Source organism: Sinomonas halotolerans, from assembly GCF_039615075.1.
Taxonomy (GTDB): Bacteria; Actinomycetota; Actinomycetes; order Actinomycetales; family Micrococcaceae; genus Sinomonas; species Sinomonas halotolerans.
Genome location: NZ_JBDFRB010000007.1, coordinates 144,826 through 166,151 on the forward strand (window position 1 = coordinate 144,826; position 21,326 = coordinate 166,151).

22 protein-coding genes and 1 tRNA gene are annotated in these 21,326 nt (G+C 72.0%); 15 read left to right on the forward strand and 8 right to left on the reverse strand.

Annotated features, from left to right (window positions below):
* Positions 1-801, forward strand: a complete 801-nt coding sequence (locus ABCQ75_RS10170) for a lytic transglycosylase domain-containing protein (RefSeq protein ID WP_345885254.1) — start codon at positions 1-3, stop codon at positions 799-801.
* Between the two features lie 412 nt (positions 802-1,213).
* Here ABCQ75_RS10170 and ABCQ75_RS10175 read toward each other — a convergent pair.
* Together ABCQ75_RS10175 and ABCQ75_RS10180 are read right to left on the reverse strand one after the other, a co-directional pair.
* Positions 1,214-1,286: transfer RNA gene (locus ABCQ75_RS10175), tRNA-Thr, on the reverse strand.
* A gap of 75 nt (positions 1,287-1,361) precedes the next feature.
* Positions 1,362-1,634: a hypothetical protein gene (locus tag ABCQ75_RS10180; protein WP_345885255.1), complete on the reverse strand. Its 273-nt coding sequence runs from the start codon at positions 1,632-1,634 to the stop codon at positions 1,362-1,364.
* 253 nt (positions 1,635-1,887) lie between these two features.
* Between ABCQ75_RS10180 and ABCQ75_RS10185 the strand changes: the two genes are divergently transcribed.
* Positions 1,888-2,598 carry an HAD-IA family hydrolase gene (locus ABCQ75_RS10185; RefSeq protein WP_345885256.1) on the forward strand — a complete coding sequence of 237 codons (711 nt, stop codon included), beginning with the start codon at positions 1,888-1,890 and terminating at the stop codon, positions 2,596-2,598.
* A gap of 46 nt (positions 2,599-2,644) precedes the next feature.
* Here the strand turns inward: ABCQ75_RS10185 and ABCQ75_RS10190 are convergent, their stop codons facing one another.
* The 3 genes from ABCQ75_RS10190 to tmk are packed head-to-tail and all read right to left on the reverse strand — an operon-like array spanning position 2,645 to position 6,127.
* The gene (locus ABCQ75_RS10190) at positions 2,645-4,234 is read right to left on the reverse strand and encodes an alpha/beta hydrolase (RefSeq protein WP_345885257.1); all 1,590 of its coding nucleotides are present in this window, start codon (positions 4,232-4,234) and stop codon (positions 2,645-2,647) included.
* A gap of 22 nt (positions 4,235-4,256) precedes the next feature.
* Positions 4,257-5,399: a DNA polymerase III subunit delta' gene (locus ABCQ75_RS10195; RefSeq protein ID WP_345885258.1), complete on the reverse strand. Its 1,143-nt coding sequence runs from the start codon at positions 5,397-5,399 to the stop codon at positions 4,257-4,259.
* The gene (gene tmk / locus ABCQ75_RS10200) at positions 5,396-6,127 is read right to left on the reverse strand and encodes a dTMP kinase (RefSeq protein WP_345885259.1); all 732 of its coding nucleotides are present in this window, start codon (positions 6,125-6,127) and stop codon (positions 5,396-5,398) included. The genes ABCQ75_RS10195 and tmk overlap by 4 nt, the downstream gene beginning before the upstream one ends.
* A gap of 104 nt (positions 6,128-6,231) precedes the next feature.
* Between tmk and ABCQ75_RS10205 the strand changes: the two genes are divergently transcribed.
* Genes ABCQ75_RS10205 through ABCQ75_RS10220 form a run of 4 tightly spaced genes read left to right on the forward strand, consistent with a single transcriptional unit; the run spans position 6,232 to position 9,451 of the window.
* Complete coding sequence (locus tag ABCQ75_RS10205; protein WP_345885260.1) at positions 6,232-7,404, forward strand: trans-sulfuration enzyme family protein; 1,173 nt, start codon at positions 6,232-6,234, stop codon at positions 7,402-7,404.
* 9 nt (positions 7,405-7,413) lie between these two features.
* Positions 7,414-7,725, forward strand: a complete 312-nt coding sequence (locus ABCQ75_RS10210) for a DUF2516 family protein (RefSeq protein WP_345885261.1) — start codon at positions 7,414-7,416, stop codon at positions 7,723-7,725.
* A gap of 54 nt (positions 7,726-7,779) precedes the next feature.
* Complete coding sequence (locus tag ABCQ75_RS10215; protein ID WP_427916084.1) at positions 7,780-8,694, forward strand: class I SAM-dependent methyltransferase; 915 nt, start codon at positions 7,780-7,782, stop codon at positions 8,692-8,694.
* A gap of 10 nt (positions 8,695-8,704) precedes the next feature.
* Entirely contained in the window at positions 8,705-9,451 is a 747-nt protein-coding gene (locus ABCQ75_RS10220) for a phosphoglyceromutase (protein WP_345885262.1), read from the forward strand.
* Between the two features lie 153 nt (positions 9,452-9,604).
* Here the strand turns inward: ABCQ75_RS10220 and phoU are convergent, their stop codons facing one another.
* Entirely contained in the window at positions 9,605-10,264 is a 660-nt protein-coding gene (gene phoU / locus ABCQ75_RS10225; RefSeq protein ID WP_345885263.1) for a phosphate signaling complex protein PhoU, read from the reverse strand.
* 188 nt (positions 10,265-10,452) lie between these two features.
* On the opposite strand from phoU, the gene ABCQ75_RS10230 reads away from it, so the two are divergent.
* Entirely contained in the window at positions 10,453-11,634 is a 1,182-nt protein-coding gene (locus tag ABCQ75_RS10230; RefSeq protein WP_345885264.1) for a sensor histidine kinase, read from the forward strand.
* Positions 11,631-12,311, forward strand: coding sequence for a winged helix-turn-helix domain-containing protein (locus ABCQ75_RS10235; protein WP_345885265.1), 681 nt, complete (start codon positions 11,631-11,633; stop codon positions 12,309-12,311). The genes ABCQ75_RS10230 and ABCQ75_RS10235 overlap by 4 nt, the downstream gene beginning before the upstream one ends.
* A 144-nt stretch (positions 12,312-12,455) precedes the next feature.
* Here ABCQ75_RS10235 and ABCQ75_RS10240 read toward each other — a convergent pair whose 3' ends face one another.
* Positions 12,456-13,049, reverse strand: coding sequence for a hypothetical protein (locus tag ABCQ75_RS10240; RefSeq protein ID WP_345885266.1), 594 nt, complete (start codon positions 13,047-13,049; stop codon positions 12,456-12,458).
* Positions 13,050-13,317: 268 nt separating this feature from the next.
* On the opposite strand from ABCQ75_RS10240, the gene ABCQ75_RS10245 reads away from it, so the two are divergent.
* The 6 genes from ABCQ75_RS10245 (at position 13,318) to rlmB (ending at position 18,171) form a co-directional block, all read left to right on the forward strand.
* A complete protein-coding gene (locus ABCQ75_RS10245) occupies positions 13,318-13,800 on the forward strand; it encodes a CarD family transcriptional regulator (protein ID WP_066495480.1) in 483 nt (160 codons plus the stop codon).
* A gap of 110 nt (positions 13,801-13,910) precedes the next feature.
* A complete protein-coding gene (gene ispD, locus ABCQ75_RS10250; RefSeq protein WP_345885267.1) occupies positions 13,911-14,684 on the forward strand; it encodes a 2-C-methyl-D-erythritol 4-phosphate cytidylyltransferase in 774 nt (257 codons plus the stop codon).
* Positions 14,681-15,172: a 2-C-methyl-D-erythritol 2,4-cyclodiphosphate synthase gene (ispF, locus tag ABCQ75_RS10255; RefSeq protein WP_345885268.1), complete on the forward strand. Its 492-nt coding sequence runs from the start codon at positions 14,681-14,683 to the stop codon at positions 15,170-15,172. The genes ispD and ispF overlap by 4 nt, the downstream gene beginning before the upstream one ends.
* A gap of 41 nt (positions 15,173-15,213) precedes the next feature.
* Complete coding sequence (locus ABCQ75_RS10260; RefSeq protein ID WP_345885269.1) at positions 15,214-15,546, forward strand: hypothetical protein; 333 nt, start codon at positions 15,214-15,216, stop codon at positions 15,544-15,546.
* A 51-nt stretch (positions 15,547-15,597) separates the two neighbouring features.
* Complete coding sequence (cysS, locus tag ABCQ75_RS10265; RefSeq protein ID WP_345885270.1) at positions 15,598-17,166, forward strand: cysteine--tRNA ligase; 1,569 nt, start codon at positions 15,598-15,600, stop codon at positions 17,164-17,166.
* Positions 17,167-18,171, forward strand: a complete 1,005-nt coding sequence (gene rlmB / locus ABCQ75_RS10270) for a 23S rRNA (guanosine(2251)-2'-O)-methyltransferase RlmB (protein ID WP_345885271.1) — start codon at positions 17,167-17,169, stop codon at positions 18,169-18,171. It abuts the gene before it with no gap.
* Positions 18,172-18,241: 70 nt separating this feature from the next.
* Here rlmB and ABCQ75_RS10275 read toward each other — a convergent pair whose 3' ends face one another.
* A complete protein-coding gene (locus ABCQ75_RS10275; protein ID WP_345885272.1) occupies positions 18,242-19,036 on the reverse strand; it encodes a carbon-nitrogen hydrolase family protein in 795 nt (264 codons plus the stop codon).
* Positions 19,037-19,202: 166 nt separating this feature from the next.
* Between ABCQ75_RS10275 and glgX the strand changes: the two genes are divergently transcribed.
* A complete protein-coding gene (glgX, locus tag ABCQ75_RS10280; protein WP_345885273.1) occupies positions 19,203-21,326 on the forward strand; it encodes a glycogen debranching protein GlgX in 2,124 nt (707 codons plus the stop codon).

Genomic DNA, 21,326 nt, shown 5'->3' on the forward strand with positions numbered 1-21,326 from the left:
ATGCCCCGCGTCACTCCGGTGGCGGCTGCCAACGCTGTGGCGGCCGGCATCGTCTTGGCATTCGTCGGCTGGGTCTGCTCCATGCCGGGACCAGGCGCCGCCGCCGAGGCGGTGCCTGCGGGGTACCTCGCGGTCGCGCCGGCCCCCGACGGCGCCAGCGCGCCAGCGGCTGGGATGCGTGAGGGGGCTGCGGCCGAGGCGGCCCCGACCGCGTCTCACGGGCGGACAGCGACCCTGCTCGACCCGGGCTGGGTGGAATCGACGGCTGGTCTGACAGGGATCCCCTCGCGGGCCCTCCAGGCGTACGCTGCGGCCGGCGTGGTGGTGCAACGGGAGCGGCCCGACTGTCACCTCGGCTGGAACACGTTGGCCGCTATCGGCTTCGTCGAGTCCGCTCACGCGACCCATGGGAACGGGGAGCTTGCCGCTGACGGCTACAGCACGGCCCCGATCATCGGACCGGCCCTGAACGGGGACGGCTATGCGGCCATCCGCGACTCCGATGCGGGTGAGTTTGACGGCGACAGGCAGTGGGACCGTGCTGTCGGGCCCCTGCAGTTCATTCCCGAGACATGGCGGCAATTCGGGCGGGATGGCGACGGAAACGGCGTCGCGGACCCCCAGCAGATCGACGACGCCGCTCTGGCGGCAGCCGGCTATCTGTGCGAGGCCGGTGGGAATCTGGGGGAGGGGCCGGGCTGGACCCGTGCCGTCTACGCCTACAACAACTCGCGGTCCTATGCCGAGGACGTCAGGGCAAAGGCCATCGAATACGCGGCCCGCGCCGCAGCCGCGGGCTGAGCGCCGGCCATTGAAATCTGACGGTTGGGCACGGAAAGCCCCTTCCTGTCCGCGGTGAGAGCGCGGGCCAGCGCAGGTGGCCTCTGGACGCCGGTCACGGCCCGCGGGAGAGCCCCCGGAGAGGTGGAGACACGGAGGGCCCGGCAGCACCTGCTGCCGGGCCCTTCTGCCGTGCCTGGGGTCAGTCGCCCCCGCCGCCACCGCCCGAGCCGCTGTCGCCGCCGCTGTCTCCGGTGGATGGGGCGCTGTCTCCTGAGCCGTCCCTGTCCGTGGCCGGTCCCGCCGGCACCAGCGGCGGGGCGCCGCCCTCTGCGTCCGGATCTGTCGGACGGTAAATCGGACAGGTGGTCCGTCTGGGCATGGAAAAACCCCTCCCTGCTCTGCGTTTCCGCAGGTCAGAGAGGGGTTGCTGAGCCTCCTAGCGGGCTCGAACCGCTGACCTTCTCATTACGAGTGAGACGCTCTACCAGCTGAGCTAAGGAGGCAACCAGTGGACCGCCGGGGCGGATCCACCGAGAGACTACTTTAGACGAGCCCGCTGCCCACGGTCAAAACGCCCTTCACGCCGTGCCGCCGAGGTACTTCGCCGTGTAGGTGACGGCGGCCGAGAAGGACCGCCAGGAAGGATAGTGGGCCGAGTCCACGAACGCGCGGCCGGTCGCCCCGATGAGGCACGCGAGGGTGCTCTGCCGTCCGCCGGGCTGGCTCGGGTAGAGCACCACGTCCACTGACCCGTAGGTTCCGAGCGAGAGCCGCGGCTCGGTGCTCCGGTGGGCCACCCGCAACTGGCGGCCAAGCGAATGCTGTCCCGGATGCGTCGACGGACTGAACATGGTTCCTCTTCCCACAGCCTTCCCCACAAGCTCCCAGTGGCGGGCCACCACCCCCAGCGTGATGGCCCGCCGACATGACAGATGCCCACGACTCGCCGGGATGACGCACATTTCTCCAAGTTTTTTCGATTTCCCGGGATGTGGCCTTGTTCACCGCCCGTACGCGGCGTGTTCAGCCTTGGGACTCAGCGTGCTGGCATGCTCACGCCGGATGCAGTCTGACAGTGGGCTGCCGAGAGGAATGAGGATCGCAGTGACGCTGGAGTCGCCCGCCGCCGGAGAGCGTGGCCCGCGGTTGGCCGTACTGGACATGAACGGCACCACCGTGACGGACGGCGGTGCTGCCGAGCGGGCGGTCCGGGAAGTCCTGAGCGGTCATGGGGTCAATGGCCCCCGGCTCGAGCAGGCGCTCGACCGGTCCCGGCGCAGCGCTGGCCTGGACCGCGCCGAGCTCTTCGCGCAGGTCTTCCCGCACGACGCCGACACCGCCCGCCGCGCGACCCGCGCCTTCGCAGAGGCGTACGACCGGATGATCGCTGCCGGCGCGGTGACGGCCGTGCCGGGCGCCGAGGAGACCGTCCACGAGCTGCGCTCGCGCGGGGTCAAGGTCTGCCTCGCCACCGGGTTCGGGCGGCACACCCAGAACAGCATCCTCGAGGCCCTCGGATGGATGGGGCTCGCCGATCTCTCGCTGTGCTCGGAGGACGCAGGCCGGGGCCGCCCGCACCCGGACATGGTGCTCACAGCCGTGCTGGCCCTGGACGTCGAGGACGTGCGGGACGTCATCGTCGTCGGGGACACCGCCGCGGACATCGCCTCGGGGCTTCATGCCGGCGGCTCGGCCGTCGGCGTCCTCACGGGGGCGCAGGGCGAAGGCGAGCTGCGCGCGGCCGGAGCGAACGCCGTCGTGCCCTCCATCGCGGACCTGCCAGGCCTGCTCTGGCCCGCCGCCCACTCGGCCTAGGCCTTCCGCCCACCCCCCGCCCGGGCGTCCGCCGGAGCGGTCCGGGCTAGCAGCGCAGGCCGTCCTTGGGCACGGTGCCGTCGATCAGGTAGGCGTCCACGGCGTCGTCGATGCACTCCGAGCCGCGGCCGTACGCCGTGTGTCCCTCGCCCTCCCACGTGAGCAGGGCGGCGTTGCCGAGCTGGCCGCGCAGGGCGCCGGCCCACTCCACCGGGGTGGCTGGGTCTCCCGTGGTCCCGACGACCACGATCGTGCTCTCACCCTCGTAGTGCGCCGGGGCGGGGGTGCGCACGGGCTTCACGGGCCAGTCGCGGCAGCTGACGTCGCTGTAGGCGAAGAACTCCCCGAGCGTGGGCGAGGCCGCCATCAGATCCTCCGCCTCGGCGCGCATGGCCGCCGGATCCGCGTCATTGGAGTAGTCGAGGCAGTTGTACGCCGTGAACGCGTAGGTGCTGTTCGAGCTGTACGTGCCGTCGCCCTCGCGGTCGGCTGCGATGTCGGCGAGGCGGAGCATCGTCGTGCCGTCGCCGCGCAGGGCGCCTGCGAGGGCCTGGGTGAGGGCCGGCCAGTTGCGGTCGTTGTAGAGCGGCAGGATGAAGCCGTTGACGAAGTCGATCGAGTTCACGGTGCGCGCCCCCACGGTGGGCAGAGGACGTTCCTTCACGGCGGCGAGGAGCTCGCGGATCTGGCCCACGGCCTCCTCCTCCGAGCCGCTCAGCGGGCAGTCGGACTTCTCGAGGCATGAGCGCGCGTAGGAGTGGATGGCGGCCTCGAATGCCTTGGCCTGCCCCAGGACGATGTCGCGGTCGTCCAGCGCGGGGTCCATCGCGCCGTCGAGCACGAACCTGCCCACCCGGTCCGGGAAGAGACCCGCGTAGGCCGAGCCGAGGAAGGTCCCGTACGAGTAGCCGAGGTAGTCCAGCTGCGTGTCGCCGAGCGCCGCAGCGCGGATGACGTCCATGTCCCGCGCCGAGCTCTCCGTGTCGGTGTGGGCGAGGACGGGCCCGGTGTTCGCCACGCACGCGTCGATCACCTCGCGCTGGAGGGCGAAGGCCTTCTCGAGCCCCGCGTCGGTGCTCGGGTCCACCGTCGTGGCGCGCATGCGGTCCCGGCCCTTGGCGTCCAGGCAGGTCACCGGCGCGGACCGCTTGACCCCGCGCGGGTCGAAGCCAACCACCGTGTAGGCGTCCCGGACCTTCTCCGGGATCATCGCCGTGACCGAGTCCTTGACCATGTCATAGCCCGAGACGCCCGGCCCGCCCGGGTTGACCAGGAGGCTTCCCGCAGAGCCGCTGCCCTTGGTGCGGATGAGCGCGATCTCGATCGTCTCGCCCTCCGGTGCGTCGTAGTCCACCGGCACCGTGACCTTGGCGCACTCGAACGAGCTCTCGCACGCGGCCCAGTCCACGCTCTGCGTGTAGAACTCCTCGAGCCCCTTCGGCGCTCCCTCGGTCGCCTTCGGGTCCGGTCCGCTCTGCGCCGGCGTGCCCGTGCACCCCGAGAGGACGAGGGCGGCGGCCGCGAGGGCGGCAGCTGCGCCACGTCGGAGGGCTGCGCCGCGCCGGACTGCACTGCGCTGGACTGCACGGCGCGGGCGGCCGGTGCGCGGGGCGGCAGGGGGAACGGGGAAGGTCACGGGGCCTCTTTCGGGTCCGGGGTCAGATGAGGGCGACGGCCATCGCCTCGACCGCGAGGAGCGGGGCGACGTTCGTGCTCGTGATGCGCTGTCGGGTCAGGTTGATGGCGTCCATGCGGGCCAGGGTCTGCTCGGGGGACGAGCCCGCCGCGAAGCCGGCGATGTCCTCGCCCAGCTCGGTGTTGACGAGTTCCACCGCCCCGCCGAGCTGGACCACGAGGACGTCCCGGTAGAACGAGAGGAGATCGGTCAGGGTGCGGTCCAGCGAATCCGTCACGCTGCGCTTGGCGCGGCGCTTCTGGTCCTCCTCGAGGGCGCGCACCTGGGAGCGCAGCGACGGGGGCAGCCGTTCGCCCTCGGCGACCCCGAGGGTAGCGAGGAGCTTGGACCGCTCGGCAGCGTCCCGTTCCTCGTTCGACGACGTTGCCTCCTCGGTCGCGATCGCCGTGAGCCGCTCGGCGAGGGCCACTGCCTGCGAGACGGTCGAGAGGGTGAGGGGGAGCCGCACGGTCGCGGTGCGCCGCTCGCGCGCCGACGGGTCCTGCACGAGCCGGCGCGCGATCCCGACGTGGCTCTGCGCCGCCCGGGCCGCCTCGAGCGCGAGGGCCGGGTCGGCGCCGTCGCGCTCCACGAGCAGCGCCGCGACGTCCTCGACGGGGGGCAGCCGCAGCCCCACGGGACGGCAGCGCGAGCGGATGGTCACGAGGACGTCCGCGGGGGAGGGGGCGCACAGCATCCACACCGTCCGGGGCGTGGGCTCCTCGATCGCCTTGAGGAGCACGTTGGTGGTCCGCTCCGCCATCCGGTCCGCGTCTTCGACCACCATGATGCGCCAGCGGCCGCTCTGCGGGCGGTCCCCGGCCTTCGTGACCATCTCGCGCGCCTCGTCGATCGTGATGGTCACCTTCTCGGTGCGCACGAACGCGACGTCGGGGTGGGTCTCGGCGAGCACCTCGCGGCAGGAAGTGCACTGGCCGCAGCCGCGGGCCGCGGGGTCGTCCGCCTCGCAGTTGAGCGCCGCCGCGAAGGCCTTGGCCGCCGTGGAGCGCCCCGAGCCGGGCGGGCCCGTGAAGAGCCAGGCGTGGGTGAGGCCCTCGCCCGCCGCCGCGCGCCGCAGCTGGTCGACGACGTGCGCCTGGCCCGGCAGGCCGTCCCACACGGTCACGGGGAGACTCCGGCGTGCCCCGGAACGGCGTTGCCCGACGTCCCGGCGCGGGGACCTGCGTCCAGCGGCGGGCGTTCGGCGAGGGCCCGCTCCACGGCGGCGAGGATCTCGGCGGCGAGGGACTGCGGATCGCGGGCCGCGTCCAGGACCAGATGGCTCTCGGGACGGGCCTGCGCGAGCGCCGTGAACGCGGTGCGGACCTGGCGGTGGAAGGCGTCCGGCTCGGACTCGAGCCGGTCCTCGGCCGCCTCCCCCGCGGTGCGGCGAGCCCGCCCCTCGGACTCCTCGACGTCGAGGAGCACGGTGAGGTCCGGCCAGAGGCCCTCCGTCGCCCAGGTGTTGAGCCGCTCGACGTCCTCGGCCCCGAGGGAACGGCCCACCCCCTGGTAGACGACCGACGAGCCGATGTAGCGGTCTGTGATGACGACCGCTCCGCGGGCAAGGGCGGGCCGGATCGCCTGCGCGACGTGCGCGGCGCGGGCGGCGGCGAAGATGAGGGCCTCGGTGCGGGGGTCCACCTCGCCGTGCCCGTGCTCGAGGACGAGGGCGCGCAGCTTCTCGCCGATCTCGGTCCCGCCGGGCTCGCGTGTGAGGAGCACGTCATGCCCGGCCGCGCGCAGGGACTCCGCGAGGAGCCGTGCCTGGGTCGACTTGCCGGCGCCGTCGCCGCCCTCGAACGCGACGAAGAGCCCGGGCGCGGACGGCAGGTTCGAGGGGGAGGAGGTCACCCATCAAGCCTACCGGGGGATCACGCCGCGCGGGTCGACGGCCGGGGTCCTGTGGATGCCCGGGACCACCGGGCACCGCCGGCGGCGTGGCCTAGATTTGTCCCATGACGCACCCCCATGCCTACCCCCACCTCGATGCCGCCGCGATGTCCCAGCTCGCCCCCGAGACGCTCGCGGTGGCCGCGGGCAGGCCGGAGCGCGGCCCGGACACCCCGGTCAACCCCGCGGTGGTCCTCTCGAGCACGTTCGTGGGCCTCGGCGGGGTCGGCGAGGAGGGCGCCATCGGCTATGCGCGCGTGTCCAACCCGACGTGGGAGCCGTTCGAGGAGGCCGTGGGCCGGCTCGAGGGCGCCGAGCTGCCCGCGCTCGTGTACTCGTCCGGCATGGGAGCGATCGCCGCGGCCCTGAGCCTCGTGCCCGTCGGCGGCGTGCTCGTCGCCCCGCAGCACGCCTACTCGGGGACGCTCGGCCTCGCGCAGAGCAAGGCCGAGCGCGGCGAGCTGAGCCTCATCGGCGTGGACATCGCGGACACCGAGGCCACTGCCGCCGCCCTCGACGGTGCGGACGTCCTGTGGGTCGAGAGCCCCACCAACCCGATGCTGGAGGTCGCGGACCTGCCCGCCCTCGTCGCCGCAGCGCGCGCTGCGGGGGTGCTCGTCGTCGTCGACAACACCTTCAGCACCCCGCTGGGCCAGAAGCCGCTCGCGCTGGGCGCGGACGTCGTCGTCCACTCCGCCACGAAGTACCTCGCGGGCCACTCCGACGTGCTCCTCGGCATTGCCGTCGCCGCCACCGTGCAGCTGCGCGAGCGCCTTCACGCGCACCGCACGCTCCACGGCGCCATCGCCGGCCCCTTCGAGGCATGGCTCGGGCTGCGCGGACTGCGGACGCTCGCGCTGCGGGTCGAGCGCTCGCAGGCGACCGCGGGCGAGCTCGCGCGCCGCCTCGACGCGCACCCCGCCGTCGCCCGTGTCCGCTACCCCGGCCTTCCCGCCGACCCGGGCCACGAGCGCGCGGCGGCGCAGTTCACGGGCTTCGGCTCGGTGGTGAGCATCGAGTTCGACGACGCCGCCTCGGCGGACGCGTTCGTGGCGCGGCTCGCGCTGTGGCTGCCTGCCACGAGCCTGGGCGGGGTCGAGTCGACGATCGAGCGGCGCCGCCGCCACGCGGGCGAGGCGCAGACGGTGCCCGAGGGCCTCGTCCGGCTCAGCGTCGGGATCGAGAACGTCGAGGACCTGTGGGAGGACCTCCGCCAGTCCCTCGAAGCCGGGCGGTAGGCTGGAGCCGTGGACGGGAAAATGATGATCTTCTGGATCCAGTTCGGCGTCGGATGGGCCGTGACCGTCCTCTGTGCGGGCCTGTCCGTGTGGGCGTTCGTGGACTGCCTCACCCGCAAGGGGCCTGCGTTCGAGGCCAACTCCAAGCGGACGAAGGGCTTCTGGCTCGGTCTCACCGGGGCCGCGGCCGCGTTCACCGTCTTCGGCATCCTCACCGGCCCTATGGGGCCCACGTGGGGACTTGGCCTGTTCAACATCGCCGCCGTGACCGCTGCCGGCGTGTACCTCGCCGACGTGCGTCCGGCCGTGGCCTCCCGCTGACCCGTCCCACCCCGACCGCCGAGATGGGGGTGGGCGCCCGCTAGGCTGGCCCTCGTGGTGCAGAAGGCGAGCTCGATCCGGACCCATGCGGTCCGGACCCACGCGGGCCGGACCCAGCCCGGGCGGGGCGCCCGCGGAGTCGTCGGCAACGTCACACGGGGCACCACCAATCCCAACCGCATGCGCCGGGTGGACCGGTGGATCACGGGCCCGCACGCGCGCCGGATCCTCTCGCTCCCGGCGGATCCCCTCGCCGTCGACCTCGGGTACGGCGCGTCCCCGATCACTGCGCTCGAGCTCTTCACCCGCCTGCGCTCCCTCCGCCCGGACATGCGCCTGACCGGCATCGAGATCGAACCCGCCCGCGTCGCGGCAGCGAAGCCGCTCGAGGTCCCGGGCCTCGACTTCCGGCTCGGCGGCTTCGAGCTGCCGGTCCCCGGCCGCCCGGCCCTCGTGCGCGCCTTCAACGTGCTGCGCCAGTACGAGGAGGCCGATGTCGCCGGCATCTGGGGCCTCGTCTGCTCGCGGCTCGCCCCTGGAGGGCTCTTCGTCGAGGGCACATGCGACGAGATCGGCCGCCGCGCGGCCTGGGTGGCGCTCGACGCCGACGGGCCCCTCACGCTGTCCCTCGCCGCACGCTTCGGCGCCTTCGGGCTCCCGTCCGACCTCGCCGAGCGCCTGCCCAAGGCCCTCATCCACCGCAACGTCCCGGGGGAGAGGATCCACGGGTTCCTGGGCGCGCTCGACGCCGCGTGGCTGGCCGCCGCCCCGCTCGCGCCCTTCGGAGTGCGCCAGCGCTGGGTCGCGATGTGCCGCGGGGTGAAGGACGCGGGCTGGCCCGTCCACCACGGTCCGGGACGGTGGCGGCTCGGCGAGCTCACGGTCGGCTGGGACGCGGTCGCGCCCGGCCCGCCGGACCGCCCGGCCCCGCGCGTCATGGAGGCGGGGGCAGCTGCTGCCGGCCGATAGCATGGGGCGCATGACCTACACGCTCATCCTGCTGCGCCATGGGCACAGCGAGTGGAACGCCAAGAACCTGTTCACCGGCTGGGTGGATGTGGACCTCAACGACCAGGGCCGCGAGGAGGCCCGCCGCGGCGGCGAGCTGCTGGTCGAGAAGGGCTACCTCCCGGACATCCTCCACACCTCGCGGCTCAAGCGCGCGATCAACACCGCGAACATCGCCCTCGACGCGGCGGACCGCGGCTGGATCGACGTCAAGCGCAGCTGGCGCCTCAACGAGCGCCACTACGGCGCGCTGCAGGGCAAGGACAAGGCCCAGACGCTCGCCGAGTTCGGCGAGGACCAGTTCATGGTGTGGCGCCGCTCCTACGACACCCCGCCGCCCGCACTCTCGGACGACTCCGAGTTCTCGCAGGCCGGCGACCCGCGCTACGCGGACCTCGGCGACGATCTCCCGCGCACCGAGTGCCTCAAGGACGTCCTCGAGCGCCTCATGCCGTACTGGGAGACCGAGATCAAGGGGGACCTCAAGGCCGGCAAGAAGGTCCTCGTGACCGCGCACGGCAACTCCCTGCGCGCGCTCGTGAAGCACCTCGACGGGATCAGCGACGACGACATCGCCGGCCTGAACATCCCCACCGGCATCCCGCTCGTGTACGAGCTCGACGAGGACTTCAAGCCCACCAACCCCGGCGGCACCTACCTCGACCCGGAGGCCGCCGCCGCCTCGATCGAGGCGGTCAAGAACCAGGGCCGCAAGTAGCCCCACAGTAGCCCGGGCTTTCCGCGCACGCACGACGGCGGCCGCCCGCCTCCCGCAGGAGGTGGGCGGCCGCCGTCGTGGTTGCGCCGTGCGGGCGGGCGGCCGGAAGGGCTGGGAGCCATGCCCCCGCGCGCCCTCCGGCCCGCGCGCAGCTCAGCTCGAGGTCATGTCCCCGTCCCACTCGCCCGTCACGAGGTAGGAGACCTTGCGGGCCACCGAGACGCCGTGGTCGGCGAAGCGCTCGAAGTAGCGGCTCGCGAGCGCGGCGTCGACGCTCGAGCTCGGGCTCGCGCTCCAGGACGGCTCCGCGATAGCGCGGAAGATGCTCGCGTGCAGCTCGTCGAGCTCCGCGTTCGAGCCCTGGATCTTCGCCACGAGCGTGAGGTCGTGGGTTGCGAGGAGCTCGGCCACGTCCCGGATGATCGACTGGTCGAGCTCGGCCATCTTGCCGAATGTGCGGCGCAGCGCTTCGGGGGCGGCGTTCTCGGGGTAGCGCAGCCGCGTGAGCTGGGCGATGTGGCGGGCCAGATCGCCCATGCGCTCGAGCGAGGCGCTCATGCGCAGCGACGCGACGATCGTGCGGAGGTCGGAGGCGACAGGGCCCTGGAGGGCGAGGATCTCGATCGCCTTCTCGTCGAGGGCGGTCTGCTTGAAGTCGATGCGGGCGTCCGCGGCGATGACCTCCTGGGCCAGCTCCACATCCGCGGACTCGAAGGACTCGACCGCCTTGTCCAGGGCCTCCGCGACAAGCTGCGCGATCTCCGCGAGCTCTTCGCGGACCTCTTGGAGTTCTGCCTGGAATACCTTGCGCACGGTGGCGTCCTTTCACTTCGGTGTCCCGGGTACGGAGACGCCCCGCGCCCCCGACTCGTCACACTTTCAGCGGCGGATGAATTGTTGTCCGCCTGCAAGTGAACGTTAGTTGAACGGGCCCGGCGGGACCAGCATCGTGGCCAGCACTGTGACACGGGGCGCCCGTGTGCCGGGCCTAAGCTAGGTGCGTGGACCCTCTCGTCATCGGCATCGTGGCGGGCCTGCTCGGCCTGTCGTTCGGTGCTTTCGGCGTGCTCGCCTTCCGGGCGAGCGAGCGCCAGCGCCAGATCCACGAGGGACCCGCCCCGGAGCCGGGCTTCCCGGCGGGCGCTGCAGACGTGCTCTCCGTGCTCGGCAAGGCCTTCGTCGTGGTGGATGCGATCGACGGCGTGGTCCGCGCGAGCCCTGCGGCGTACGCGTACGGGCTCGTCCGGGGCCACACGGTGGTCCACCGGGAGCTTTTGCGGATGACCGCGAAGGTGCGCGGCAACGGCGTGATCCTCGAGAAGCAGTTCGAGCTCCCCCGCGGACCGCTCGGACAGGGCACCATCATCGTCAGCGTCCGGGCGGCCGTGCTCGGCGACGAGTACATCCTCCTGCTGGCCGACGACCGCACCGAGATCACCCGCACGGAGCGGATCCGCAATGACTTCGTCGCGAACGTCTCGCACGAGCTCAAGACCCCCGTCGGGGCCATCTCGCTCCTCGCCGAGGCCCTCGAGGCCAGTCCGGACGACGAGGACGCGGTCCGCCGCTTCGCGCAGCGCATGCACAAGGAGTCGAGCCGCCTCGCCGCGCTCGTGCAGGACATCATCGAGCTCTCGCGCCTCCAGGGGGCAGACGTCCTGCACCAGGGCCGGGCCGTGGACATCAACGACGTCGTCGCGGACGCGGTCGACCGTTCGCGCCTCGCTGCAGAGGCGAAGGGGATAGAGGTCAGGGTCGGCGGCCGCGTGGACGCCCCCGTGTTCGGTGACCCCGACCTGCTGGCCAATGCCCTGCGCAACCTCATCGACAACGCGATCCGGTACTCGCCGGCCAACACGAAGGTGGGCATCGGCGTTCGCCACCGGGACGGCCTCGTCTCGGTGTCGGTCACGGACCAGGGCGAGGGACTGCGGCCCGAGGACCAGGAGCGCGTGTTCGAGCGCTTCTACCGCGTGGACGCGGCCCGCTCGCGCCAGACCGGCGGGACGGGGCTCGGGCTCAGCATCGTCAAGCACGTGGTAGAGCAGCACGGTGGCGAGGTGACTGTCTGGTCGCAGCCGGGCAAGGGGTCCACGTTCACCGTGCGGCTGCCGGAGATGGAAGAAGACCGAGAACAGAGCAGTGCGGCCGGTGGGCCCACCGAGCAAGGAGCAATCGCTTGAGCAGGATCCTGATCGTCGAGGACGAGGAGTCGTTCAGCGACCCCCTGTCCTTCCTCCTCCAGAAGGAGGGGTACGAGGTCGAGGTGGTGGACAACGGGAGCGATGCGCTCCTCGAGTTCGACCGCAATGGAGCCGACCTCGTGCTCCTCGACCTCCAGCTGCCCGGCACGCCCGGCACCGAGGTGTGCCGCCAGCTGCGCCAGCGCTCCAACGTCCCGGTCATCATGCTCACGGCGAAGGACTCCGAGATCGACAAGGTCGTCGGGCTTGAGCTGGGCGCGGACGACTACGTGACCAAGCCGTACTCGTCGCGGGAGCTCGTCGCCCGGGTGCGCGCCGTCCTGCGCCGCCACGGCGAGCCCGAGGAGCTCATCTCCTCGACCGTCCAGGCCGGTCCGGTCCGCATGGATGTCGAGCGGCACGTGGTGAGCGTCGACGGCGAGCAGGTCTCCCTGCCGCTCAAGGAGTTCGAGCTGCTCGAGATGCTCCTGCGGAACTCGGGCCGCGTGCTCACGCGAGGGCAGCTCATCGACCGCGTCTGGGGCTCCGACTACGTGGGGGACACGAAGACGCTCGACGTCCACGTCAAGCGCCTCCGCAGCAAGATCGAGCCGGACCCCTCGAGCCCCCGCTACCTCGTGACGGTGCGCGGCCTGGGCTACAAGTTCGAGCCGTGACCGGGCGCCTGCCGCGCAGCAGGCAGCCCGCCCGCCGACTCGGACGACGACGGCCGCCCACCCCGCGAGGGTGGGGCGCGGACGACGACGGCCGCCCACCCCCTGAGGGTGGGCGGCCGTCAGCGTCTGGTCGCCTGGTGGAGGCTAGTGGCCCGAGGAGGCTTCCTCGGTCTCGCCCCCGGCGTGGGATGCGTCCCCGGACTCCGACGGAGTCGCGGTGGCGGACGGCGTGGCTGCCGAGGAGGGCAGGTACTCGCGGTACTCGGCGAGCGCGCCGTCGAGGACGGGAACCGAGAGCTCCTTGCTCGTGCCGGCCGCGGTGAACTCGATCGGGGCGAGGCCGCCGGGGATCGCACCGGACTCGGAGAGCTCGATCGGCATGCCCTCCTCGCCCAGGTTGACCTCGCCGTTGGCGGGGATGTCGAGGCGGACCGGGGTGCCGGCGTCGGAGAAGGTGAGGGCCACTTCCTGCGCGGACGTGTTGAACACCGTTCCCAGCAGGCGACCCGGGGCGTCGGCGCTGAGGCCTTCGGAGCCCTCGGCCCGGCCCGACGAGACGACGAGCACGTTGCGCAGCTGCAGCGGGCCGAGGTCGGCGACGATGCCGTCGGATGCTGCGTACTTGTGGGTGGTCTGCTGGGCGTTGATGTACCCGCAGCCCGTGGCCGACAGCAGTCCGACGCCGAGCGCGGCGATCAGAGCGACGCGCTTGGCCGGCTTCGATGCAGTGAAACGCACAGCTGGCTCCTGTGAAGAGGTCAGGGAAAGTCTGGTCGCCCCTAGCGTATCGCCAACTTCGACGTTCTGTAGATTCGGGCGCCGGCGGGGCCCTGCGGGCGGGGGCGCAGGGCGACAGTCCTGAAGCATCTTTTTGAGGTCGGGTCAACCCCCTACTGGATCGTCACAAGCCGTTCTTCCGCGTCATTCCGGGCCTCATCCGGGATCCCGCGCCGGGGCCGCGGGCCCGGCCGTGGTAGAGTGGAAGCCGGGAAAGGGGAAAGTCCACATGGTTTTTGAAGTTGGCGAGACGGTTGTTTACCCCCACCACGGTGCAGCCAAGATCGAAGAGATCAAAATGCGCACCATCAAGGGCGAAGAGAAGATGTACCTCAAGCTCAAGGTCGCCCAGGGTGATCTGACGATTGAAGTGCCAGCGGAGAACGTGGACCTCGTAGGGGTCCGGGACGTCGTGGGCAAGGAAGGCCTCGAGCACGTGTTCGACGTCCTCCGTGCGGAGTTCACGGAGGAGCCCACCAACTGGTCCCGCCGCTACAAGGCGAACCTCGAGAAGCTGGCCTCCGGCGATGTCATCAAGGTCGCCGAGGTCGTCCGCGACCTCTGGCGCCGCGACCAGGACCGCGGCCTCTCGGCCGGCGAGAAGCGCATGCTCGCCAAGGCCCGCCAGATCCTCATCTCCGAGCTCGCGCTCGCCGAGAAGACTGATGAGGAGCAGGCAGCGACGGTCCTCGACGAGGTCCTCGCCTCCTGATCAGGGACTCTCTGGGCAGGACGGCTCCTGCGCACAGACGTGGCGGAAGGCCCCGGCAGCACCCGCTGCCGGGGCCTTCTGTGCTGTTGAGGTCGTCTAGGCTGGACGCCATGACTGAGCCTTCCCAGCCCCCCGCTGCCCTCGCCGTCGTGATCGTGGCGGCGGGCTCGGGGACCCGTCTGGGCTACGGCGTGCCCAAGGCCCTCGTCCCGCTCGGCGGGGCGCCGCTGCTCCTGCACGCGCTCCGGGGAGTCGCCGGCGCGAGCGTGGCCCGGCAGATCTGCGTGGCCGTGCCGGCAGGGGACACCGAGCTCGGGGGGCTGTGCCGCAGCTTCGCCGAGGAATACGGCCCGGACGCCCCGCTCATCACGGTGGTCGAGGGCGGGGCGACCCGCGCCGACTCCGTCCGCGCCGCACTCGCCGCGCTCGAGCCCGGCACCGAGCGCGTCCTCGTGCACGACGCCGCCCGGCCGCTCGCGCCGTCGGACGTCTTCCACCGCGTGGCCGACGCCCTCGAGCGCGGGGCGCACGCCGTGATCCCCGCCGTGCCCGTCTCGGACACGATCAAGTCCACCGCCCCGACCGAGGGCGATGCCGCCGCGATCGCGGGGGAGGTGGTCACCGGGACCGCCGTCCGCGAGCAGCTGCGCGCGGTGCAGACTCCGCAGGGCTTCGACGCCGGCACCCTCACCCGGGCCCACGAGCTCGCAAGCGGGTGGCCCGAGGAGCAGGCGGCCGGGATCACGGACGACGCGATGCTGGTCGAATCGCTCGGCGTCCCCGTCTACGTGGTCCCCGGGGACCTGCGCGCCCTCAAGATCACCACGCCGACCGACTACGTCCTCGCCGAGGCGCTCCTCTCCGCCGAGGGCGTGGCCCCGTGACCGCGGTCCTGCCGCGCACGGGCATCGGCGTGGACGTCCACGCGTTCGCGCCCGAGGACAAGCCCCGGCCGCTGTGGCTCGGCGGCCTCCTGTGGGAGGGGGAGCGCGGCCTGGCCGGCCACTCCGATGCCGACGCCGTGGCCCACGCCGCGGCGAACGCGCTCTTCTCCGCTGCGGGCCTCGGCGACCTCGGCACGCACTTCGGGACGGACCGGCCCGAGTACGCGAGCGCGCGGGGTACAGTCCTGCTCGCCGAGGCGGCCCGGATCGTGAGGGACGCGGGCTTCGGGATCGGCAACGTGGCGGTGCAGCTCGTGTGCCAGAGGCCCAGGTTCGGGCCCCGGCGCGCCGAGGCCGAGGCCGTGCTGTCCGAGGCCGCTGGCGCGCCGGTCTCCGTCTCCGCAGCAACGACGGACCACCTCGGCTTCACGGGCCGGCGGGAGGGCGTCGCCGCGATCGCGACAGCGCTCGTCTACCCGCTCGCGTAGACTGGAGGGCTGTTCCGCCCCTACCTCCGGGAGACTGACGCATGAAGAAGACCATCGGCGCTGCGGCCCTCGCTGCCACGATGCTGCTCACGGCATGCGGCGGCGACGGCCGCCTGAGCCTCGAGGAGAGCTGCAGGCTCCTCAACGAGGACCAGTTCAGGCCCTCCGGCAACCAGATCGAGCAGGCCCGCCAGATCGCCGAGCACTACTCGGAGCTCGCGCAGAAGGTGGACCCCTCGATCGGCACGGTGATCCAGGGCATGGCGGACGCCCAGCGGAAGGTAGCGGAGTCCACGAGCGGGGTCGCGACTGAAGAGCAGCAGCAGTTCTTCATCGACTCGCTCAACAGCATCGGCAAGGTCTGCGGCGCCTAGCCGGGGACGCGCCGTCGAACCTCTCCTCCGCCTGAAAGATACGCTTGTCCCGTGACCCTGCGCTTCTACGACTCCGCGACCGCCGAAGTCCGTGACTTCGAACCCCTCGTGCCCGGCACCGCGTCCGTGTACTACTGCGGCGCCACGGTGCAGGGCTCGCCGCACGTGGGACACGTCCGCTCGGCGATCGTGTTCGACCAGCTCACGCGCTGGCTGGCGTACCGCGGCTACGAGACGACCGTGATCCGCAACGTCACCGACATCGACGACAAGATCCTCGCGAAGTCCGCGGCATCGTTCGAGCCGGACTTCGTCCCGGAGGGCACGTACATCCCGCGGGAGCCGTGGTTCGCGCTCGCGTACCGGTACGAGCAGGAGTTCGAGACGGCGTACGAGGTCCTCGGCGTCCAGCGTCCCACCTACGAGCCGCGCGCCACGGGCCACATCACCGAGATGCACGAGCTCATCACGCGGCTCATCGAGCGCGGCCACGCGTACCCTGCGGAGGACGGCTCGGGCGACGTGTACTTCGACGTCCGGTCGTGGCCGGCCTACGGCTCGCTCACGCGGCAGAGGATCGATGACATGCAGGCGGCGGCGGACGTCGAGGCCGAATTCAGGAACAGGAAGCGGGACCCGCGCGACTTCGCCCTGTGGAAGGGCCACAAGCCCGAGGACCCGGAGACGGCGTCGTGGCCCTCCCCATGGGGCCGTGGCAGGCCCGGCTGGCATCTCGAGTGCTCCGCGATGGTGACGAAGTACCTCGGCCCGCGCTTCGACATCCACGGCGGCGGGCTCGACCTGCGCTTCCCGCACCACGAGAACGAGATGGCCCAGTCCACCGCGGCCGGCGACGGCTTCGCGAACTTCTGGATGCACAACGGCATGGTCACGTTCGAGGGCGAGAAGATGTCGAAGTCGGTCGGCAACGTCATCTCGCCGGCCGAGATGCTCGAGCTCGCGAGCCCGCGCGTGGTCCGCTACTACCTCGGGCAGGCCCACTACCGCTCGGTCCTCGACTACCGGCCCACCTCGCTCACGGAGGCTGCGGCCGCTGTCGAGCGGATCGACGGGTTCATCGCCAAGGCGCGCGCGGCCGTGCAGAGGCCCGCGCACGACGGCGGGAGGCCGGCTTCCGCCGGGACCGGCACCGGAGCGGGCCAGGCCGCGGTCCCCGAGGCCTTCGCCGAGGCGATGGACGACGACCTGAACATCCCCCAGGCCCTCGCCGCGCTGCACGACACAGTGCGCCGGGGCAACACGGCACTGGCCGCGGGGCCGGACGCGGGCGAGACCGCGCGCGTCGCCGAGTCGCTGTCCGAGGTGTTGGCGATGACCGCGGTCCTCGGCCTCGACGCCGCCGGCGGCCACGCGGCGTCGTGGGCCAGCAGCCCGGACAGCACAGCCCACCGGGCCCTCTCCACGCTCGTGGACACCCAGCTCGCGGCCCGCGCCGCCGCCCGCGCCGCGAAGGACTGGGCCGCCGCGGACGCGATCCGGGACGCCCTCGCGGCGGCGGGCATCGCCGTCGAGGACTCTTCGGACGGGGCCGCGTGGAGCCTCGCCGCACCGACCCCCTCCAGCGCACAGAGCGCGCCCACCAACCGAACGGGAGCATAGATGACCGCCAAGGGACGCCCCGGCGCCGCCAAGAACAAGAAGGGCCCGTCGGTCGGAACCGGCGGGCACGGACGCAAGGCCCTCGAGGGCAAGGGCCCCACGCCCAAGGCCGAGGAGCGCGTCTACCACAAGGCCTACCGCGCCAAGCAGCTTGCCGAGCGCTCGGCGGCCAAGCGCCAGGGCCAGCCCGGGCGGCTCGCCGCGGGCCGCGCCGCGACCGGCCGCTCGAAGCATGCAGAGGAGATGGTCACGGGCCGCAACTCGGTGGTCGAGGCGCTGCGCGCCGGAGTTCCCGCCAAGGCGCTCTACGTTGCCGTGCGGATCGAGATGGACGACCGCGTGCGCGAGGCCATGAAGCTCGCCGCCGAGGCCGGGATCCCGCTCATGGAGTCGCAGAAGCCCGAGCTCGACCGCATGACGGACGATGCGATCCACCAGGGCCTCGTGCTCCAGGTCCCCCCCTACGAGTACCCGGACGCGTTCGAGCTCGCCGAGTCGACGGTGGAGAAGTGGAAGAAGGGCCACATCGGCTCCGCACCGCTGTTCGTGGCGCTGGACGGGATCACGGACCCGCGCAACCTCGGCGCGATCATCCGCTCCGTCTCCGCGTTCTCGGGCCACGGCGTGATCGTGCCGGAGCGGCGGAGCGTGGGCGTGACCGCTGCGGCCTGGAAGACCTCGGCCGGCGCGGCCGTGCGCGTCCCCGTCGCGAAGGCGCCGAACCTCAACACCGTGCTGCGCCAGATGAAGGACATGGGCGTCTTCGTCCTCGGACTCGACGGCGGCGGGGACGTGGAACTTCCCGGCCTCTCGCTCGCGACCGAGCCGGTGTGCCTCGTGGTGGGGTCCGAGGGCAAGGGCCTCTCGCGCCTCACGCGCGAGCTGTGCGACCAGATCGTCTCGATCCCGATCGACTCCGACATGGAGTCCCTCAACGCCGGCATGGCCGTCGCGATCTCGCTCTACGAGGTCAGCACGCGTCGGGCGGAGAAGTCCGCGCGCTGACCCACCCGCCGAGATGGGGGTCTGGACCGCTGAGATGGGGGTCTGGGCCGCCGAGATGGGGGCCCTGCCGTCAGAGGCGGACCCGGTTCGCGAGGACGGGCAGCGCCTGCCGCGCCTTCTCGACGAGGCTGAGGTCCAGGTCCGCGTAGAGCACCGCGGGCCCGGCCCCGGCCTGTTCGAGCACGTGCCCGAAGGGGTCCACGACGGCGGAGCGCCCGATCCCGGTCGGCGCCCCCGGCCGGGCCTCGACCCCCGCGGCTCCGGGGTCGGCCTGGCCCACCGCCACGACGTAGCTCGTGGAGTCGACAGCACGGGCACGGACGAGCAGGTCCCACTGCTCGGCCTTCCCCGGTCCGGCCCCCCACGAGGCGACGACGAGCTGGACCTGCGCGCCGGCGTCCGCCGTCGCCTGGAAGAGCGCGGGAAAGCGCACGTCGTAGCACGTCGCGAGACCGAACGTCACGCCGTCGAGCGTGAACGTGACCGGCGAGCTTCCCGCGCTGACCGTGTCCGACTCGGCGAAGCCGAACGCATCGTAGAGGTGGATCTTGTCGTAGTGCGCCTCGACGCCGCGCCCGTGGACGAGGAGGGTGTTGCGCACGCGCCCGCCCTCGCCGGGGGTGAACATCCCGAGGACGACGCCGACTCCCGCCTCGTCCGCGGCCGTGCGGACAGCGGTGGCGAACGGGCCGTCGAGGGGTTCGGCGATGTCCACGAGCGAGTGGCCGAACGCGCGCATCGTGGCCTCGGGGAACACCGCGAGGTCCGCCCCGTGGGCCGCGGCCTCGTCAAGGGTCGAGCGGACGAGGTCGAGGTTGTCCTGGATCGAGCGGGACGTGGTCAGCTGGGCGAGGGCGATCCGCATCCCTCCAGTATGGCCCCGGGGCCCGGGCGGGCGTCACGATTGCCGGCGCAGGAGCTCTCGCGAGGGTGCGGACACTAGGATGGGTATGCCGAGGGGGCCATCGGCGTTCCCGTGAAGACGCCGCATGACACGACGAGAGGACGCCGCCCCACAGGGCGGGGATGGTATGAGCACGAGCAATATGACGATGCCCCTGGCGTTCGTGGTGACGCCGTCGCAGCCGTTCCCGCTCGGCCTCACCCCCGCCCGCACCGCGGACCAGCAGGCCACGCACTCGGTCAACGCCGCCGTCTACGCCCCGGGCCTCGAGGCCGTGGACCTCCATTTCCTCGACGCGGAGGGGACCTGGCACAAGCAGCCGCTCACCGAGTTCACGGACGGCGTGCACCACGGCGTGATCGCGAACATCCCCGAGGGCACCCGCTACGGCTTCGCGGCTCGGACGGACGACGCCGGCCGCGCGCCTGCCGCCGGGGCGGCGCCTCTGCTCCTGGACCCCTATGGGCGGGCAGTGGACTGCGTGGACGAGCAGTGGGCCAGTGTGCGCGTTCGGCCGGACTTCGACTGGGAAGACGTGCCCAGCCCCGCGGTGAAGATGCGGGACACGATCATCTATGAGGCCCACGTCAAGGGCCAGACGATGCTGCACCCGGATATCCCCGAGGAACTCCGCGGCACGTACGCGGGCCTCGCGCACCCGGTGATGATCGAGCACTTCCAGCGGCTGGGGGTCACGAGCATCCAGCTGCTGCCGGTCCACTTCCACCTTGACGAGTCCCACCTCCAGGACCTCGGCCTGACCAACTACTGGGGCTACAACACGGCCTCGTTCTTCGCCCCGCACCCCGGGTACGCGACCGCGGCGGCCAGGAAGGCCGGCCCGCAGGCCGTGCAGGACGAGTTCAAGGGCATGGTCAAGCTCCTGCACCGTGCCGGGCTCGAAGTGATCCTCGACGTCGTCTACAACCACACCGCGGAGGAGGGGCCGGACGGGCCGACCTCGAGCTTCCGCGGCCTCGGGGAGCGGCAGTACTACCGCTGCGATCCGGACGGCCGGTACATCGACACGACCGGGTGCGGCAACACGCTGGACTTCTCGAACCCGCGGGTCGTGCAGCTGGCCCTCGACTCGCTGCGCCTCTGGGCGGAGGAGTACCGCGTGGACGGGTTCCGGTTCGACCTCGCGGTGACGCTGTGCCGGGATGGCCAGCACTCCTTCACCCCGTCTCACCCGTTCCTCGTCGCGGCCGCTGCTGACCCGGTGATCTCTCGCACCAAGCTCATCGCCGAGCCGTGGGATGTGGGCTTCGGCGGATGGCAGACCGGGCGCTTCCCCCAGGGCTGGTCCGACTGGAACGACCACTACCGGGACACCGTGAAGGACTTCTGGCTCGCCGACCGCGGGACCATCGAGGCCGGCGGGACTGGCGGCTCCACGGCCCGGCTCGCCGACGCGCTGACCGGCTCGCACGGGCTCTTCGCCGCCTCAGGGCGTTCGGCGCTCGCCTCGGTCAACTTCGTCACGGCCCATGACGGCTTCACCCTGGCCGACCTCACGGCCTACCACCGCAAGCACAACGAGGACAACGGCGAGCAGAACCGGGACGGCCACAGCCACAACCGCTCGTACAACCACGGCTTCGAAGGCCCCACCGAGGACGAGGCGATCATCGCCGCGCGCACCCAGTCGGCCAAGAACGTCATGGCCACCCTGCTGATCTCTCTCGGGGTGCCCATGATCACGGCAGGGGACGAGCTCGGCCGCACCCAGCAGGGCAACAACAACGCGTACTGCCAGGACAACCACATCACGTGGCTCGACTGGTCCTTGGACACCGCGGGCCGGGAGATGCTGGACCACACGAAGTGGCTCATCCGGATCCGCCGGGACTTCCTCGAGCGGCAGCCGCCGAGCTACCCCTCGCGCGAGCAGGGCAACTACTTCCACTGGTTCGGCGCCGACGGGCTCCCGATGGACCCGGACCGGTGGCAGGACCCGGCCGTCCGCGTGCTCCAGTTCCAGCTGGGCTCGAAGGATGGCTACCTCGACGGCCTCGTCGTGCTGAACGGCGGCGACGAGCCGGTTGAGCCCGTCTTCCCCCTCGGCGACGGGCGCGAGGCGGCCTACGAGCTGCGCTACTCCACGGCACCCGCGCTCGAGCAGCGCATCGGCACGGTCTACGCGAGCGGGCAGGCCGGCCCCGCCGAACCCTTCTCGCTCTCCATCTACCGCGTCCGGGGTGCCGTGGGGCCCCGGGAGGAGCCCCACGCGGGCCCGGTCAGGCGTTGA